Source organism: Klebsiella sp. 2680, assembly GCF_900198535.1.
GTDB classification, from domain to species: Bacteria; Pseudomonadota; Gammaproteobacteria; order Enterobacterales; family Enterobacteriaceae; genus Klebsiella; species Klebsiella indica.
The window spans coordinates 242287-256213 of the sequence record NZ_FZNJ01000002.1; the positions used below are offsets into that span (position 1 = coordinate 242287).

Sequence of the window (13927 nt, forward strand, 5' to 3'; positions counted from 1 at the left end):
TTATTCCTGTGCTATTTGCATGGCGAGCTCAATAGAGGTCGTCATGCTGTCAGACTTGGCTTTGCCTGTCCAGGCAATATCAAACGCCGTCCCGTGGTCTGCGGAAGTCCGGATAAACGGCAGTCCGGCCGTGATATTCACCCCATCATAAAATCCGAGTAATTTTAGCGGAATATGGCCCTGATCGTGATACATCGCCACCACCATATCAAACATCCCTTCATGGCACTGCATAAATACCGTATCCGGCGGACAGGGGCCGGTAACGTTGAGCCCTTTGGCTTTCATCGCTGCGACCGCCGGACCAACGATACGGATCTCTTCATCGCCAAACAGGCCATTTTCGCCGGCGTGAGGATTAACGCCAGCGACGGCAATACGCGGATTGCTGAAGCCGACACGGCGCAGAAAGCTATCGGCGATAGCAATAACCGTCTCCACGCGCGTCTGATTCAGGTTATCAAGGAAGTGACGCAACGCAACGTGTGTGGATATATGGATAACTTTTAGCTTATCCGTATACAGCACCATCGCGAAATCTTTGGTTTGCGTCAGATGCGCCAGCATTTCAGTATGCCCCGGGAAGTGATGCCCGGCCAGATGCAGCGCCTCTTTGTTTAGCGGTGCGGTGGCAATCGCCGAAACGTCACCGGCCAGCGCCAGCGCCGTGGCATGCTTGATGCAACGGTAAGCCAAATCGCCAGCCTGCGCCTGCACCGCCCCGGCGCGCAATCCTTCCGGATCGGTCAGTGCCTCATCAATCACATTAATGGTGCCAGGCGTAAACTGCGCCTGTCCGGGATTATCAATGACGCGAAGCTCAGCACGCGGAGTAATTCCTTTCGCCATAACCCGCCGCAGCGTCTGCGCACAGCCCACCACGACCACCGGCGCGCCGCTCAGTTTCCCCGTTGCCAGAGATTTAATAATAATTTCCGGACCAATGCCAGCCGGGTCACCCATCGTTACCGCAATGATGTTAGTCACTCATTTTCTCCTCAATAAAATTCACGACCTCCAGCAATGTGGTTGCCGTGCCGAATCCGCCTGCCTTGGTCATTACCGGCCGTTGCCAGCGACTCCCCAGAAAATTGCCATACGGCACACACTGCGCCACACGACCCGTAATATGAAATCCGCTTGCGCCCAGCGCCTGGGCCACAGCGATGGCTACATCGCCGCCGGATAAATAGAGCGCGCCTGGCTGACTCTGCGCGATAGCTAGTTGGCTGACCCGCGCCAGATACCAGCAAATACGTTCCCCAAGCGCAGCACGATCCACGCCGTACTGATGGCACAGACCATCAATCCCCTTTCGCGCCGCGCTATCGGGCCGCGTAGTGAGCACACAATGATTATTTCCGTTCAATACCGCGGCAATTTGCCGGGCATCCGTTGTTGCATCGCCGTCGAAAGCCCTGGCGACATCAATATCGATCCGCGTTACCCGCGGATGGGTACTCAGACTGGCAACCTGCTGCTGAGCGATTTCACTCATCGAACCAACAACCGCCAGCAACGGCCCATGCTGCACGGTGCTCAGCTTGCGCGCCAGCGCGTCACATAAACCCGCCGAGCCCACCAACAGCACGTGATACTCCGTATCCATTACCGCGGCGATAACCGCATCCAGTTGGTGATTCACTTCCGCATCAACAATCAGCACGCGCGGTATGCTGGCCGGACAGGCCAGTTCTGTCGCCAGCTTATCCAGCGACACGTGCAAACAACGACAGTCGCTCTGCTGCGCCACGACGGTGGCAATATCCGCACTACGCACCGGTGTTTTCGGGTCGCTGGCGAACTCCGTTTCATCAACCGGTAAACCATGCACAAAGCACTGACCGCCGCGCGTGACCCGCCCGGCAGCCGGGAAAGCAGGCGCCAGAACCGCCACCCGGCAATTCATCGCCCGCATCGCGGCGTCCAGCTCCGCACCAGGATTCCCCCGCAGCGTGGAGTCGATTTTTTTCACCATCCACCGCGGCTGAAAACGTGGCCAGACCGCCTGTAGTAAATGCGTGACACGCCGCGCCGCCTCTTCACCCGTCAACGCGCGACTGTCGCTATTGAGGATTAATGCCTGCGCCTCACCTTGATAATCCGCAGTGAACGCCACCTCAACCCGCATTCCGCTCTCCGCCAGGCTAACGCCTGCGTCATTAGCGCCAGTGAAGTCATCAGCCAGCACCAGCACCTTATTATCGCCACTGCCCATCGTTATCCCTTATCTCGCTGTTGGAAGCTGATAATGATTATATTCAATCACAATTGATTAAATGTGAGCAAGTTCAATTTATTCACTCGCTGTATAAATTATAACTTCTCTCCACTAAGCGAGTGATACGAGCATGAATGATTAAATTCAATCATTCAAATGACAGGAGAGAGACGTGGCAACCATTAACAGCACTCTGATTAGCGGCGCGGGCGCGTTTACCGCCCTGCGCCCGCTGCTGGCAGGCAAACAACGGATTTTGCTGATCACCGATACCAATGTTGGCAAACTCGACGCCACGCGGCGGATTCGCGCGCTTCTGGAAGATGAAGGCCGTCAGGTACAGATGATTGATGCGGTTCCCGCCGAACCGAGCCAGCATGATATGGCGCAGATCTATAGTCTCGTCACCGCAGACCAGCCGGAAATGGTGGTGGGGATCGGTGGCGGCAGCGTTCTGGATGTGACCAAGCTGCTCTCCGTCCTGCTGCATCCCAGCTCGCCGGGGCTGACCGCGCTGCTGGAGGGAGAAAAACCGCAGCAGAAAGTGGCATCATTATTGATCCCGGCGACGGCGGGAACCGGTTCCGAAGCCACACCAAACGCGATCCTGGCGATCCCGGAACAGAACACCAAAGTGGGGATTATCTCTCCGGTACTGTTGCCGGACTATGTCGCCCTGCTGCCGGAGTTAACCACCAGCATGCCCGCGCATATCGCATCTTCTACCGGCATTGATGCGCTATGCCATCTGCTTGAATGCTTTACCTCAACGGTCGCTAATCCGATTAGCGATAACGCCGCGTTGATTGGCCTGCACAAGCTGGTACGCAATATCGAGCTTTCGGTGACCGATCCGCAGAATCTGACGGCTAAACTGGAGATGCTGTGGGCCTCTTATTATGGCGGGGTGGCGATTAACCATGCGGGCACCCACCTGGTCCACGCTCTCTCCTATCCTCTGGGCGGCAAGTATCATCTGCCCCATGGCGTGGCGAACGCCATCCTGCTGGCACCCTGTATGAAAGTGGTGCGTCCGCATGCGGTGGAAAAATTCGCCCAGGTCTGGGAACTGCTTCCCGATGCCGACCTGACTCTCAGCGCTGAAGAAAAATCACACGCGTTGGTAGCCTGGCTTGCAGCGCTGGTGAAAAAACTACAGCTGCCCGACAACCTCGCCACCCTGGGCGTCCCGCAGCAGAGCATCGGCGAACTCAGCGAAGCAGCGCTTAACGTTAAACGGTTAATGAATAACGCACCATGCAGCGTCAACCAGGACCAGGTCCAGGCGATTTATCGCACGCTGTTTCCACAGCTATAAAACCAGGGAGATAAACCAGAATGAGCAATTCAATTACCGGCGTTTTGACCGCCATTGTCACACCTTTTTCCGTCGATGGCGCAGTGAACATCCCGGCGCTGAAACAGCAGGTCCGGCGGCAGATGGCGGCGGGCAACGGTATTTTCTGCGGCGGTACCAACGGCGAGTTCTTTGTACTCAATGAGGCGGAAAAAGTCGCCGTCGCCAAAGCCTGCGTGGAAGAAGCCGCCGGAAAAGCACCGGTGGTCGCGCACATTGGCGAAGTATCCACCCGCGAAACCATTCGTCTGGGTAAGCAAATTGAAAAACTGGGGGTTGACGCAGTATCGGTGATCACCCCGTGGTTCGTGCCGCTTAAACAGGAGGAGCTTATCAGCCACTATACCGCCATCGCCGACGCGCTGAGCGTTCCGATGTTTCTGTACAACATCCCGGCGCGAACGGGCAATACAATCGAACCGCAAACCGCGCGGGCGCTGGCAAAACATCCGAATATTATCGGCATCAAAGACAGCGCAGGCAGTTATGAAAGCCTGAAGGGGTTCCTCGATGCGGTACAGGATATTGCCGATTTTAACGTGCTGAATGGCCCTGATTCACTGATCCATCAGGGGTTTGTCGATGGCTGCAGCGCCTGCATTTCCGGGTTGGCTAATGTCGCACCAAACGAGATCAACGCCATCTGGTCACAGTTTAAGGCCGGTAATATTGAAGGCTCTCGCAGGGCCCAGGAGAGTGTGACCGGACTACGTACCGATCTTTATAAAGTGGCGTTCTCGCCAGCCGCGGTCAAAAAGGCATTACAGCTAATGGGCCACGAGGTTGGCGACAGCCGCTATGCGGTAAGCTTCACACAAGAGCAATGTGATAAAATCAAACAGATTATTACCAACTATGTTTCCTGAATCTAGTGGGAATAATTATTCTGACCTCCAGTGCTGTTTTATATAAAAAACAGCACCGACAATATTTAAAGTTATGCATATAACGTCTAGCGTAGCGTAAGGGATGTTTGCAATGTTTATATGGGTACTTGACCCTGAAATATGGTTGACGCTGATAACGCTCACTTTTCTGGAGATTATTCTCGGGGTTGATAATATCATTTTTCTGTCGTTGGTAGTGTCAAAACTTCCGGCGCACCAACAAAATATAGCCCGTAAGTTGGGCTTAAGTGGCGCGATGATAATGCGCATATTATTACTGGTGTCGGTGGCCTGGCTTGCGCACATTACGGTGCCGTTGTTTACAATTGCGCATTTTGTTGTTTCGGTCCGCACTATCATTTTATTTGCAGGTGGCTGTTTCCTTATTTACAAGTCATTACAAGAGATACGTGGAGAACTGACATATAAAGAAGATTCACACATCAGCAGCCAGCACCAGCTCTCGCTGGCAGGTGCCGTCATCCAGATCATGTTACTGGATATTGTCTTCAGCCTTGATTCAGTTATCACTGCTGTAGGTTTGTCACAGCATATCTTTATTATGATAACCGCCGTCATTATTGCCGTTGGTATTATGATGTTCGCAGCTAAAACCATCGGCGACTTTGTTAATAATATGCCGACAATGAAAATGCTAGCATTAACGTTTTTATTATTGGTGGGGATATTACTGATTTCCGACAGTCTAGGACTTCATATCGCAAAAGGCTATCTCTATTTTGCTATTTTCTTCTCCCTGACTGTAGAAACCCTCAACATCGTTCGTAATAAAAAAATCATTAAGGCTTCACAGCAAGAAGAAACTTACGATTCATTACAGCCAAATAAATAAGAACCCTACTGAAATAATGGAGTATGAATATGTCTGTAACCGGAATTCGGGACGGAATCATTTCTCAGCATGAGCAAGATGAGCGTGTGGAAACTGCGATGCTGCCGTCATCCTGCCCGCAAAACCACGCGGCTAACCTGCTGCCGTTGCCGGACGGCTCGCTGATGTGCGTGTGGTTCGGCGGCACCCAGGAAGGTGTGGCCGATATCTCGGTCTGGGGTTCGCGCTTACCCCTCGCAAGCCACCAGTGGAGCGATGCGGTCAAATTGTCCCACGACGCCAGTCGCTCCGAGCAAAACCCGGTGCTGTTTCTGGCCCCGGATAACGTGTTGTGGCTGCTGTGGACCACGCAGATCTCCGGTAACCAGGACACTGCTATAGTTCGCTATCGTCAGTCGACCGACCTGGGCCAGACGTGGGGCGAGATTGCTACCCTGTTAGATAAACCCGGTACCTTTATTCGCCAGCCGATTACGGTACTTGAGAATGGCAACTGGCTACTGCCGGTCTTCTACTGCCGTACGCGACCTGGCGAAAAATGGGTTGGCAACGATGATATCAGCGCCGTCAAAATTTCCTCCGACCAAGGTAAAACCTGGCGCGACGTCGAGGTTCCACAAAGTCTGGGCTGCGTGCATATGAATATTACCACGCAGCCCAACGGCACGTTGGTAGCCTTATTCCGTAGCCGCTGGGCCGATAACATCTACTACAGCCAGTCGGCAGACAATGGTGAAAGTTGGTCCGTGCCGAAACCCACCGAACTGCCTAACAACAACTCGTCCATCCAAGTGACTACCCTTGCCAGCGGTGAACTGGCGCTGGTGTTTAACCCTATGAGTGCCGTTGGTGCACTGGAACGTCGCACCTCGCTTTACGATGAAATTGACGACAGCGATACCCGCCGAGAAGAGCCAGAAATCACCAGCGGTCGCACTGCCTTCTGGGGCGCTCCTCGTGCGCCAATGACTGTGGCTATCTCTGCGGATGGCGGTAAAAGCTGGCCGTGGCAACGTAATCTCGATGAAGGTGACGGTTATTGCATGACCAATAATTCGCTGGATAAACGCAACCGCGAATTTTCCTATCCAAGCATCAAACAGGGCGCAGACGGAACGCTGCATATTGCGTACACCTGGTTCCGTCAGGCAATCAAATACGTGCACATCTCACCTGAATGGGTGAAGGAGTCCACTCAATGATCGTTGGAAATCTTGATGCCCTGTCGCTGGCAGGACTTCCCCTCACACTGCGCAACATTCTGTCTCATCCGGGTTCGACGCTGCAGGCATTAAGCGCCAGGGAAGACGGACGCTGGCAGCCGGAAAACTGTCGCTGGTTTTGCAATATCGGCGAGGCGCACACCCAACCGGCCGCGCAGCGTCATACCGAATATCACCATCAGTGGGCTGACATCCAGGTGATGCTGTCAGGCAGCGAAGTGATTAACGCGGGAATGTGCAATGTCGGACAGAATGACGATGAAGAACGCAAGCCGGATCTGTTTATCGCGCGCGATTGCCAGCATGCAGTGGCCATCACTCTGCATCCCGGCGATTTTGCAATCTTTTTGCCCGGAGAACCTCACCAGGCGCTCTGCGCTGTTGACGCGCCAAAGGTAGTGCGCAAAGCGGTTTTTAAGGTTCCACGCGACATGTTGGAAGCGTAGAGGAGAATAATAAATGACAACTGATATGATATTGGCTTTAGGGATCTTAATCCTGATGATCGTGTTGATCATGACGGATAAACTTGCGTTTGGCGCGCCGCCGCTGCTCGCCTGCCTCTTACTGGTTGTGAGCGGTGTATCTACAGTACCTCAGGCATTTGCCGGATTCGTCAATTCAACGGTTATTATGCTGGCGGGTTTTATGGTAGTCATGGCTGGACTACAGAAGACTCGCCTTATTGGAGGCATTAAAACCGCAATGATGGTTCATCTCAATCGTGGCGGTTATAAGAGCTATATACTACTGTTGGTGATCGTGATGCTTGGAGCAAGCCTGGCCGGAACAGGAGCAACAGGCTACTATGTCTTAATTCTATCTCTTATTGCGTCACTGCCCTACAGCAAAAAATTGCCCACGGCCAAATTAGTCATGCCATTAGGGTTTGCAACCAACCATCCTCTAATACCCATTAACGTCGCACTGCTCTTCGGTGTCACCATATCTGTGCTGCAAGCATCAGGCATTAGCCAGGAAATTTCCATGCTGAAATTCGCCATGGTGAATCTGGTCATGTCACTGGCATATTTGGCGTGGAGCCTGATTGCGTATCGTTTTTTACCCGACCACCCCATTGCAGAAATCACTGAAGGAAATGATGCAGAGATATGCGAGAAAATAAATGAACTTCCTGCATGGAAGGAAAAGTGCACAGTCGGAGCATTTTGCATTAGCGTGCTCGGTATGATGCTAATGAATAAATTGGGCGATATTGCTTATGTCGTTCCAGGCTTGGCTGGTGCCTTTATACTCAGTATTGGCGTGCTTGATTTTAAAGAAGTCCGCGATCATATGGGGGCTCCGGTTATTATCATGACGGCGGGCGTTATCGGCGTTGCTGACGCGCTAGCAGGCACCGGAGTAACGGCCATGATTGGCGATGCCGTCGCCGGGGTTCTGGGGGCAAACGTTTCTCCTTTCTTATTTATCATCGTATTAGCTTTGATTACCAGCACCTGTGCCACTTTTACAGGTTCAACCATAGGATCGGTATTTATCTTTGCCCCCATAGCAATCGCCACCTGTACCAGCCTCGGTCTGAATCCAACTGCTGCCGCTATTGCTGTGGTAATCTCTGGCTGGAACGGTGGTTATATGCCAATTGACGGTATGCCGGCGATGATTATGGGAATGGGGAAATACAAAATGTCAGAATTCTGGCTTTTCACCATTCCGATGTATCTTATTCGTATTCTGGCACTATGCGTCGGCGCTATCGTGATATTCCCGATGTAATTATCAAATATATGTATACTCGTCATACTTCGAGTTGCATGTGTGTTGGCTGCGATCGTTCACCCCAGTCACATAGCTATCTATGCTCCTGGGGATTTACTCTCTTGCCGCCTTCATGCAACTCGAATTATTTAGAGTATAGTTGCATGACTCTGGCTTTTCGTAACATTCACAGCTAATTCTTACCTGTTAACCACCTACAGGCAAGTGACCGGCAGATTTATTGCCGGTCACTTATTATTTCCCTCATCGGAATAACGTTATTTAGCGCAGCGTAATCGTACCGATTAAATAGGTCGTTGCCTGACCGCCGATCAGGACCCGATCCCCCTGCCACTGGCAGCGCAGATCGCCGCCGCGAGCCGAAATCTGACGCGCCAGCATCTGGCTTTTATCCAGCTTTGCTCCCCAGTATGGAATCAGCATGGTGTGCGCCGAACCGGTCACCGGATCTTCCCACACAGCTTCGCCCGGCGAGAAAAAGCGGCTAACAAAGTCATAATCGCCGTCACCGACTGCGGTGACTGTCACTTTATGCTCGCCGGGGAGCATCGCCGCAATATTCGGCCGTAAGGCTTCAACCTGTTCACGCGACGCGAGTTCAATAAGCCAGGCGCGTCCTTTACGGGCATGCAGATAGCCATTAACACCCAGTGCGTAAAGCATCGCAGCGGGAGGCTCGCACTCCACGGTCTCTCCTGCCGGAAAATTAAGCGTCAGCCAGTCACCTTCGAGAGTCACTGTCAGCAGACCGGAGGCGGTTGAAAAGTGAATTGCCGCGTCGGGGAAAGCAAGATGATGGAAAATCACATGTGCGCTGGCAAGCGTCGCATGGCCGCAGAGATTGACCTCATTACGCGTGGTAAACCAGCGCAGCGAAAAACCACCATTCTCTGACACCACAAACGCAGTTTCCGACTGCTTATGCTGCTGAGCCATTTTTAACAGCAGTTCATCCGGCAGCCACTCCCTGAGCAAACACACCGCCGCCGGATTCCCGGCAAAAGGCCGATCGCTAAATGCCGCAACCAGATATACAGGAATTTTTATCACCAACTCTCCTTAACGCAGCGTAATCTTGCCGATTAAATAGGTCGTCGCCTGCCCGCCGATTAAGACCCGTTCGCCGCGCCACTGGCAACGCAGATCGCCGCCGCGGGCCGAAACCTGACGGGCCAGCATTTCCGTTTTGCCGAGTTTTTCACCCCAGTACGGAATTAGCATACTGTGCGTTGAGCCGGTTACCGGATCTTCAGCGACCGACTCTCCCGGGCAGAAGAAGCGGCTAACGAAATCATATTCAGCATCGGCTGCGCTAATACAGACCATTTTACCCAGATGCTGAAGCCGCTGCATATCCGGGCGCACGGCTTCCACCTGCTGGCGATCGCCTAAAATCACCAGGTAATCGCGCGCTACGCGAACCTCCTGTGCCTCATTCAGCCCCAGACCGGTCAACAGATCCGCAGGCGGCTGCTCGACAACCGTTGAGGCCCAGGCCGGAAAATCCAGCGTCAGCCAGTCGCCAGTGCGCGTTACGCGCAGCTCGCCAACAAAACGAGTACTGAACACAATCGTCGATGACGGGTGATTAAGATATTCAAAAATCACGTGCGAGGCGGCAAGCGTCGCATGGCCGCAGAGATTTATCTCATACTGGGTCGTAAACCAGCGCAGCTCATATCCTTCATCCGTACGGACGAAAAACGCGGTTTCCGACTGATTATGCTGCTGCGCCATTTTTAGCAGCGTTGCATCCGGTAGCCATTCAGTGAGTGGGCAAACCGCTGCGGCATTACCGCCAAAGTTAACATTGCTGAATGCGTCAACCAGATAAAAATTAATTTCCTGCATGATTCTGCCCTTTCATTTTTTTTGCTTATCGATAACATGACATAAACACGTAAAATGCACACGTTCTATAGAAAAATTAATCTGTTAGCCACCGTCATCAAGCCAAAGCAAAAATGAGATATAGATCACGAAATGATTGTATTTTTATCAGCAATCGTTTTAAGATCGTGGCTCATCTTTCCTCTTCGTGACCACTCCTGAATTTATGATGACAAAGACGGTTTCACGCAAAGTTGCGTGGCTTCGCGTAGTCACGCTTGCGATAGCGGCGTTTATCTTTAATACCACCGAATTTGCGCCAGTCGGCCTGCTGTCAGATATTGCCGACAGCTTTGGTATGGAAACCGCGCAGGTCGGGATTATGCTCACCATCTACGCCTGGGTCGTCGCCCTGATGTCTCTGCCCTTTATGCTGTTAACCAGCAAGATGGAACGACGCCGACTGCTGGTGATACTGTTTGTCTTGTTTATTGCCAGCCACATATTGTCATTCCTGGCGTGGAACTTTAACGTCCTGATCGTTAGCCGGATTGGTATCGCTTTCGCTCATGCGGTGTTCTGGTCAATCACCTCTGCGCTGGCTATTCGCATGGCGCCCTACGGCAAACGCGCCCAGGCGTTGAGCCTGATTGCCACCGGTACCGCTCTGGCAATGGTCTTCGGCATTCCAATTGGCCGCATTGTTGGACAATATTTTGGCTGGCGCACAACCTTCCTGGTCATTGGTCTGGGTGCGATGGTCACGCTGGCGTGTTTGATCAGGCTGCTGCCAACACTACCGAGCGAACACTCGGGGTCACTGAAAAGCCTGCCAGTCCTTTTCCGCCGTCCGGCGTTGCTCAGTATCTATTTGCTGACGGTCATTGTGGTCACGGCGCACTATACCGCCTACAGCTATATTGAGCCATTCGTGCAAACTGTCGCCGGTTTGAGCAATAATTTCGCCACCGTGCTGTTGCTGACTCTGGGTGGCGCTGGCATTGTCGGTAGCATCCTGTTTGGTAAACTCGGCAACCGCCATGCTTCCGGCTTGATTAACGCCGCGATTGGCCTGCTGCTGGCCTGCCTGCTGCTGCTGCTGCCCGCATCGCACAACGCCAACCATCTGATGCTGCTCAGCGTCTTTTGGGGGATGGCCATTATGATCATTGGTCTCGGAATGCAGGTGAAAGTGCTGGCCTTAGCGCCGGATGCCACCGATGTGGCGATGTCGCTGTTCTCGGGGATCTTTAATATCGGTATCGGCGCGGGCGCGCTGGTGGGCAGTCAGGTCAGTACCCATTTGTCGATGGCTTCTATTGGTTATGTTGGCGCAATCCCGGCTCTGATCGCGCTGGTGTGGGCGGTAATGATTTTCCGCCGCTGGCCAACCTCACTGGAAGACCAGCAACCACACCACTCCTGACTTCGGTGATGAAAAAAGCCTGCCGATCGGCCAATGCCGTTCACTTAAGCAAATCATCGGTGTTGTCTTTTGTTTTATTTGCCTGTGGCAATCGCATTATCGGTGGTTCTGGCGAGCATGACGCGTTTTTCGTTTTCGCCTATTCAGATTCCGTGGTCTGTTCCGTTCACGATAAATTCGCGGATAGTCGTTATATCCACAGCGTGTGAACGGGCAGGGGGACGTTTCGCCCGTCCCCCTGCACCCCCGGCATGGCGCTGAAAACCTGCCGCTCCGCGGTCCGCTCCACTCCGGCTTCATCTGGCGGACCGGGCGGGACTCGACGTCCCTGTCTCGACCCGCCCTCTGGCCGCCGTCCTGGCGGCCAGTCCTGGATGCGCGCCTGCGTTCCCGCCAGGTTTCCTTGATGCGCCCAACCCCCATGCGGTGAGTCCGTTATTCGTCAGGGGCTTTTCAGAGGCTGAAAGTCATAAAAAAAGTTATATCCTTTATATTTCAGCCCGTATCAGCTCAGTTAGTGAATCAACCGAATCAGATTTTCGTTTAAACCACCGATTGACAGAACCGCTCAGCCAGCCATAAATGCAACTGACAGCCCTTAACTGACAAGCATTTGCCGATCGGCAGGCTTTTTTATCCCGATGCCTGCACCATCAGGCGTGATACTTGGTAATGATCTCCAGCACGCCGTTAATAATGAACTGCACCCCCATACACACCAACAGGAAGCCCATCAGGCGGGAAATTGCTTCTATTCCCCCCTTGCCGACCAGGCGCATAATCGCCCCGGAACTACGCAAACAGGCCCACAGAATGATGCCGATTAATGCGAAAGTCACCGGCGGCGCCACCAGAAACACCCACTCAGGGAATTCAGCGCTGTGCTTTACCGTTGACGCGGTACTGATGATCATCGCGATTGTTCCCGGCCCTGCCGTACTTGGCATCGCCAGTGGGACGAAGGCGATATTGGCTGTCGGTTCATCCTGCAGCTCTTCGGATTTCAGCTTCGCTTCCATCGAATGATGCGCTTTCTGCTGCGGAAACAGCATGTGAAAACCAATAAACGCGACGATCAGTCCCCCGGCAATACGCAGCCCGGGAATCGATATGCCGAACGTATTCATCACCAGTTGCCCGGCATACCATGCAACCATCAGGATGGCGAACACATACACTGAGGCCATCAGCGACTGACGATGACGCTCGGCATTGTTCATATTCCCCGCGAGGCCGAGGAACAGCGCTACGGTAGTGAGCGGGTTTGCCAGCGGTAAAATCACCACCAGGCCCAGGCCTATCGCTTTTAAGAGATCCATCATAGTGAATTAACACCCTGTAAACATTACGTTATAAAAAGTATGTCTTGTGTTTCCAGGTGCGGATAAGCACCTTGATTCAGAAAAATCCACCGCCAACAGCGCGAAGTAGAGTGACCTACATCACAACTATTCGTTTTAGCAAATTGTGGCATCCGCCAATTCATTAAGTTGACTTATATTTGCATGAGCAATAATATCCATCGCAACTAAATCATTGCCTGGGCAACCATCATGAAAAGTTCGAGAGACCTGTTTAACGACATGATCCCCCTTGGTCACTTGATTCAGATGGTTAATCAGAAAAAAGATCGCCTGCTCAACGACTACCTCTCCCCGATGGATATTACTGCCACCCAGTTTCGGGTGCTCTGCTCCATTCGTTGTGAAGTATGCATTACCCCCGTTGCGCTGAAAACCGTGCTTTCTGTTGACCCCGGCGCAATGACGCGCATGCTCGATCGTCTGGCCTGTAAAGGCTGGATCGCACGGTTACCCAACCCCACTGACAAACGCGGTGTACTGGTACAGTTAACACCTGATGGCGCGGCCCTTTGTGAGCAGTGTCATCAGACTGTTGGTCAGAAATTGCACCAGGAACTCACAAAACATCTGTCGGCGGATGAAGTGGTCACCCTTGAGTATTTGCTTAAAAAAATCCTGCCGTAATAAAGAAGAGGTAAGATGATGTCCAGACGCAATAACGACGCCATCACTATCCAAAGTATTTTGTCGTGGATCGAGGATAACCTGGAATCCCCCCTGTCGCTGGAAAAAGTTTCAGAGCGTTCGGGTTACTCCAAATGGCACCTGCAAAGAATGTTTAAGAAAGAAACCGGCCACTCGCTGGGGCAGTATATCCGCAGCCGCAAACTGACCGAGATTGCGCAAAAGCTCAAGCAAAGCGATGAGCCGATTTTATATCTGGCGGAGCGCTATGGTTTTGAATCACAACAAACGTTAACCCGAACGTTCAAAAACTATTTCGATGTCCCGCCGCATCAGTATCGCGTTACCGACGTGCCGGGCGAGTCGCGCTATCTGCACCCACTGAATAACTGCTGTTAA

14 protein-coding genes are annotated in these 13927 nt (G+C 52.7%); 9 read left to right on the forward strand and 5 right to left on the reverse strand.

From position 1 onward, the window contains the following. Positions 1-987, reverse strand: coding sequence for a D-threonate 4-phosphate dehydrogenase (locus FN037_RS08540; RefSeq protein WP_142502006.1), 987 nt, complete (start codon positions 985-987; stop codon positions 1-3). Beyond that, the gene (gene dtnK, locus FN037_RS08545; RefSeq protein ID WP_142502007.1) at positions 980-2218 is read right to left on the reverse strand and encodes a D-threonate kinase; all 1239 of its coding nucleotides are present in this window, start codon (positions 2216-2218) and stop codon (positions 980-982) included. The genes FN037_RS08540 and dtnK overlap by 8 nt, the downstream gene beginning before the upstream one ends. 175 nt (positions 2219-2393) lie before the next feature. On the opposite strand from dtnK, the gene FN037_RS08550 reads away from it, so the two are divergent. The 6 genes from FN037_RS08550 (at position 2394) to FN037_RS08575 (ending at position 8281) form a co-directional block, all read left to right on the forward strand. Continuing rightward, positions 2394-3539, forward strand: coding sequence for an iron-containing alcohol dehydrogenase (locus FN037_RS08550; protein ID WP_138362772.1), 1146 nt, complete (start codon positions 2394-2396; stop codon positions 3537-3539). Positions 3540-3559: 20 nt separating this feature from the next. Next, positions 3560-4444 carry a dihydrodipicolinate synthase family protein gene (locus FN037_RS08555; RefSeq protein ID WP_142502008.1) on the forward strand — a complete coding sequence of 295 codons (885 nt, stop codon included), beginning with the start codon at positions 3560-3562 and terminating at the stop codon, positions 4442-4444. 112 nt (positions 4445-4556) lie between these two features. Then, positions 4557-5318, forward strand: coding sequence for a TerC family protein (locus FN037_RS08560; protein ID WP_142502009.1), 762 nt, complete (start codon positions 4557-4559; stop codon positions 5316-5318). 29 nt (positions 5319-5347) lie between these two features. After that, a complete protein-coding gene (locus FN037_RS08565; RefSeq protein WP_142502010.1) occupies positions 5348-6520 on the forward strand; it encodes a sialidase family protein in 1173 nt (390 codons plus the stop codon). Continuing rightward, a complete protein-coding gene (locus FN037_RS08570; protein ID WP_142502011.1) occupies positions 6517-6987 on the forward strand; it encodes a YhcH/YjgK/YiaL family protein in 471 nt (156 codons plus the stop codon). Before FN037_RS08565 ends, FN037_RS08570 begins: the two co-directional genes overlap by 4 nt. 13 nt (positions 6988-7000) lie before the next feature. Further along, positions 7001-8281, forward strand: a complete 1281-nt coding sequence (locus tag FN037_RS08575) for an SLC13 family permease (protein WP_142502012.1) — start codon at positions 7001-7003, stop codon at positions 8279-8281. 264 nt (positions 8282-8545) lie between these two features. Here FN037_RS08575 and FN037_RS08580 read toward each other — a convergent pair whose 3' ends face one another. Next, positions 8546-9334 carry a PhzF family phenazine biosynthesis protein gene (locus FN037_RS08580; RefSeq protein WP_142502013.1) on the reverse strand — a complete coding sequence of 263 codons (789 nt, stop codon included), beginning with the start codon at positions 9332-9334 and terminating at the stop codon, positions 8546-8548. 9 nt (positions 9335-9343) lie between these two features. Further along, positions 9344-10135 carry a PhzF family phenazine biosynthesis protein gene (locus FN037_RS08585; RefSeq protein ID WP_138362768.1) on the reverse strand — a complete coding sequence of 264 codons (792 nt, stop codon included), beginning with the start codon at positions 10133-10135 and terminating at the stop codon, positions 9344-9346. Between the two features lie 205 nt (positions 10136-10340). Here FN037_RS08585 and FN037_RS08590 point away from each other — a divergent pair, with 205 nt between their 5' ends. Continuing rightward, positions 10341-11540, forward strand: coding sequence for a sugar transporter (locus FN037_RS08590; protein WP_142502014.1), 1200 nt, complete (start codon positions 10341-10343; stop codon positions 11538-11540). 653 nt (positions 11541-12193) lie between these two features. Here the strand turns inward: FN037_RS08590 and FN037_RS08595 are convergent. Then, positions 12194-12862: a MarC family NAAT transporter gene (locus FN037_RS08595; RefSeq protein WP_138362766.1), complete on the reverse strand. Its 669-nt coding sequence runs from the start codon at positions 12860-12862 to the stop codon at positions 12194-12196. Between the two features lie 231 nt (positions 12863-13093). On the opposite strand from FN037_RS08595, the gene marR reads away from it, so the two are divergent. After that, positions 13094-13528 carry a multiple antibiotic resistance transcriptional regulator MarR gene (marR, locus tag FN037_RS08600; protein WP_138362765.1) on the forward strand — a complete coding sequence of 145 codons (435 nt, stop codon included), beginning with the start codon at positions 13094-13096 and terminating at the stop codon, positions 13526-13528. An 18-nt stretch (positions 13529-13546) separates the two neighbouring features. After that, positions 13547-13927, forward strand: coding sequence for an MDR efflux pump AcrAB transcriptional activator MarA (gene marA, locus FN037_RS08605; RefSeq protein WP_138362806.1), 381 nt, complete (start codon positions 13547-13549; stop codon positions 13925-13927).

Coding starts and splice junctions, on each gene's coding strand:
- marR (WP_138362765.1), top strand. CDS start 13,094: ATGAAAAGTTCGAGAGACCTGTTTAACGACATGATCCCCCTTGGTCAC.
- FN037_RS08575 (WP_142502012.1), top strand. CDS start 7,001: ATGACAACTGATATGATATTGGCTTTAGGGATCTTAATCCTGATGATC.
- FN037_RS08555 (WP_142502008.1), top strand. CDS start 3,560: ATGAGCAATTCAATTACCGGCGTTTTGACCGCCATTGTCACACCTTTT.
- FN037_RS08590 (WP_142502014.1), top strand. CDS start 10,341: ATGATGACAAAGACGGTTTCACGCAAAGTTGCGTGGCTTCGCGTAGTC.
- FN037_RS08570 (WP_142502011.1), top strand. CDS start 6,517: ATGATCGTTGGAAATCTTGATGCCCTGTCGCTGGCAGGACTTCCCCTC.
- FN037_RS08560 (WP_142502009.1), top strand. CDS start 4,557: ATGTTTATATGGGTACTTGACCCTGAAATATGGTTGACGCTGATAACG.
- FN037_RS08595 (WP_138362766.1), bottom strand. CDS start 12,862: ATGATGGATCTCTTAAAAGCGATAGGCCTGGGCCTGGTGGTGATTTTA.
- marA (WP_138362806.1), top strand. CDS start 13,547: ATGTCCAGACGCAATAACGACGCCATCACTATCCAAAGTATTTTGTCG.
- dtnK (WP_142502007.1), bottom strand. CDS start 2,218: ATGGGCAGTGGCGATAATAAGGTGCTGGTGCTGGCTGATGACTTCACT.
- FN037_RS08565 (WP_142502010.1), top strand. CDS start 5,348: ATGTCTGTAACCGGAATTCGGGACGGAATCATTTCTCAGCATGAGCAA.
- FN037_RS08585 (WP_138362768.1), bottom strand. CDS start 10,135: ATGCAGGAAATTAATTTTTATCTGGTTGACGCATTCAGCAATGTTAAC.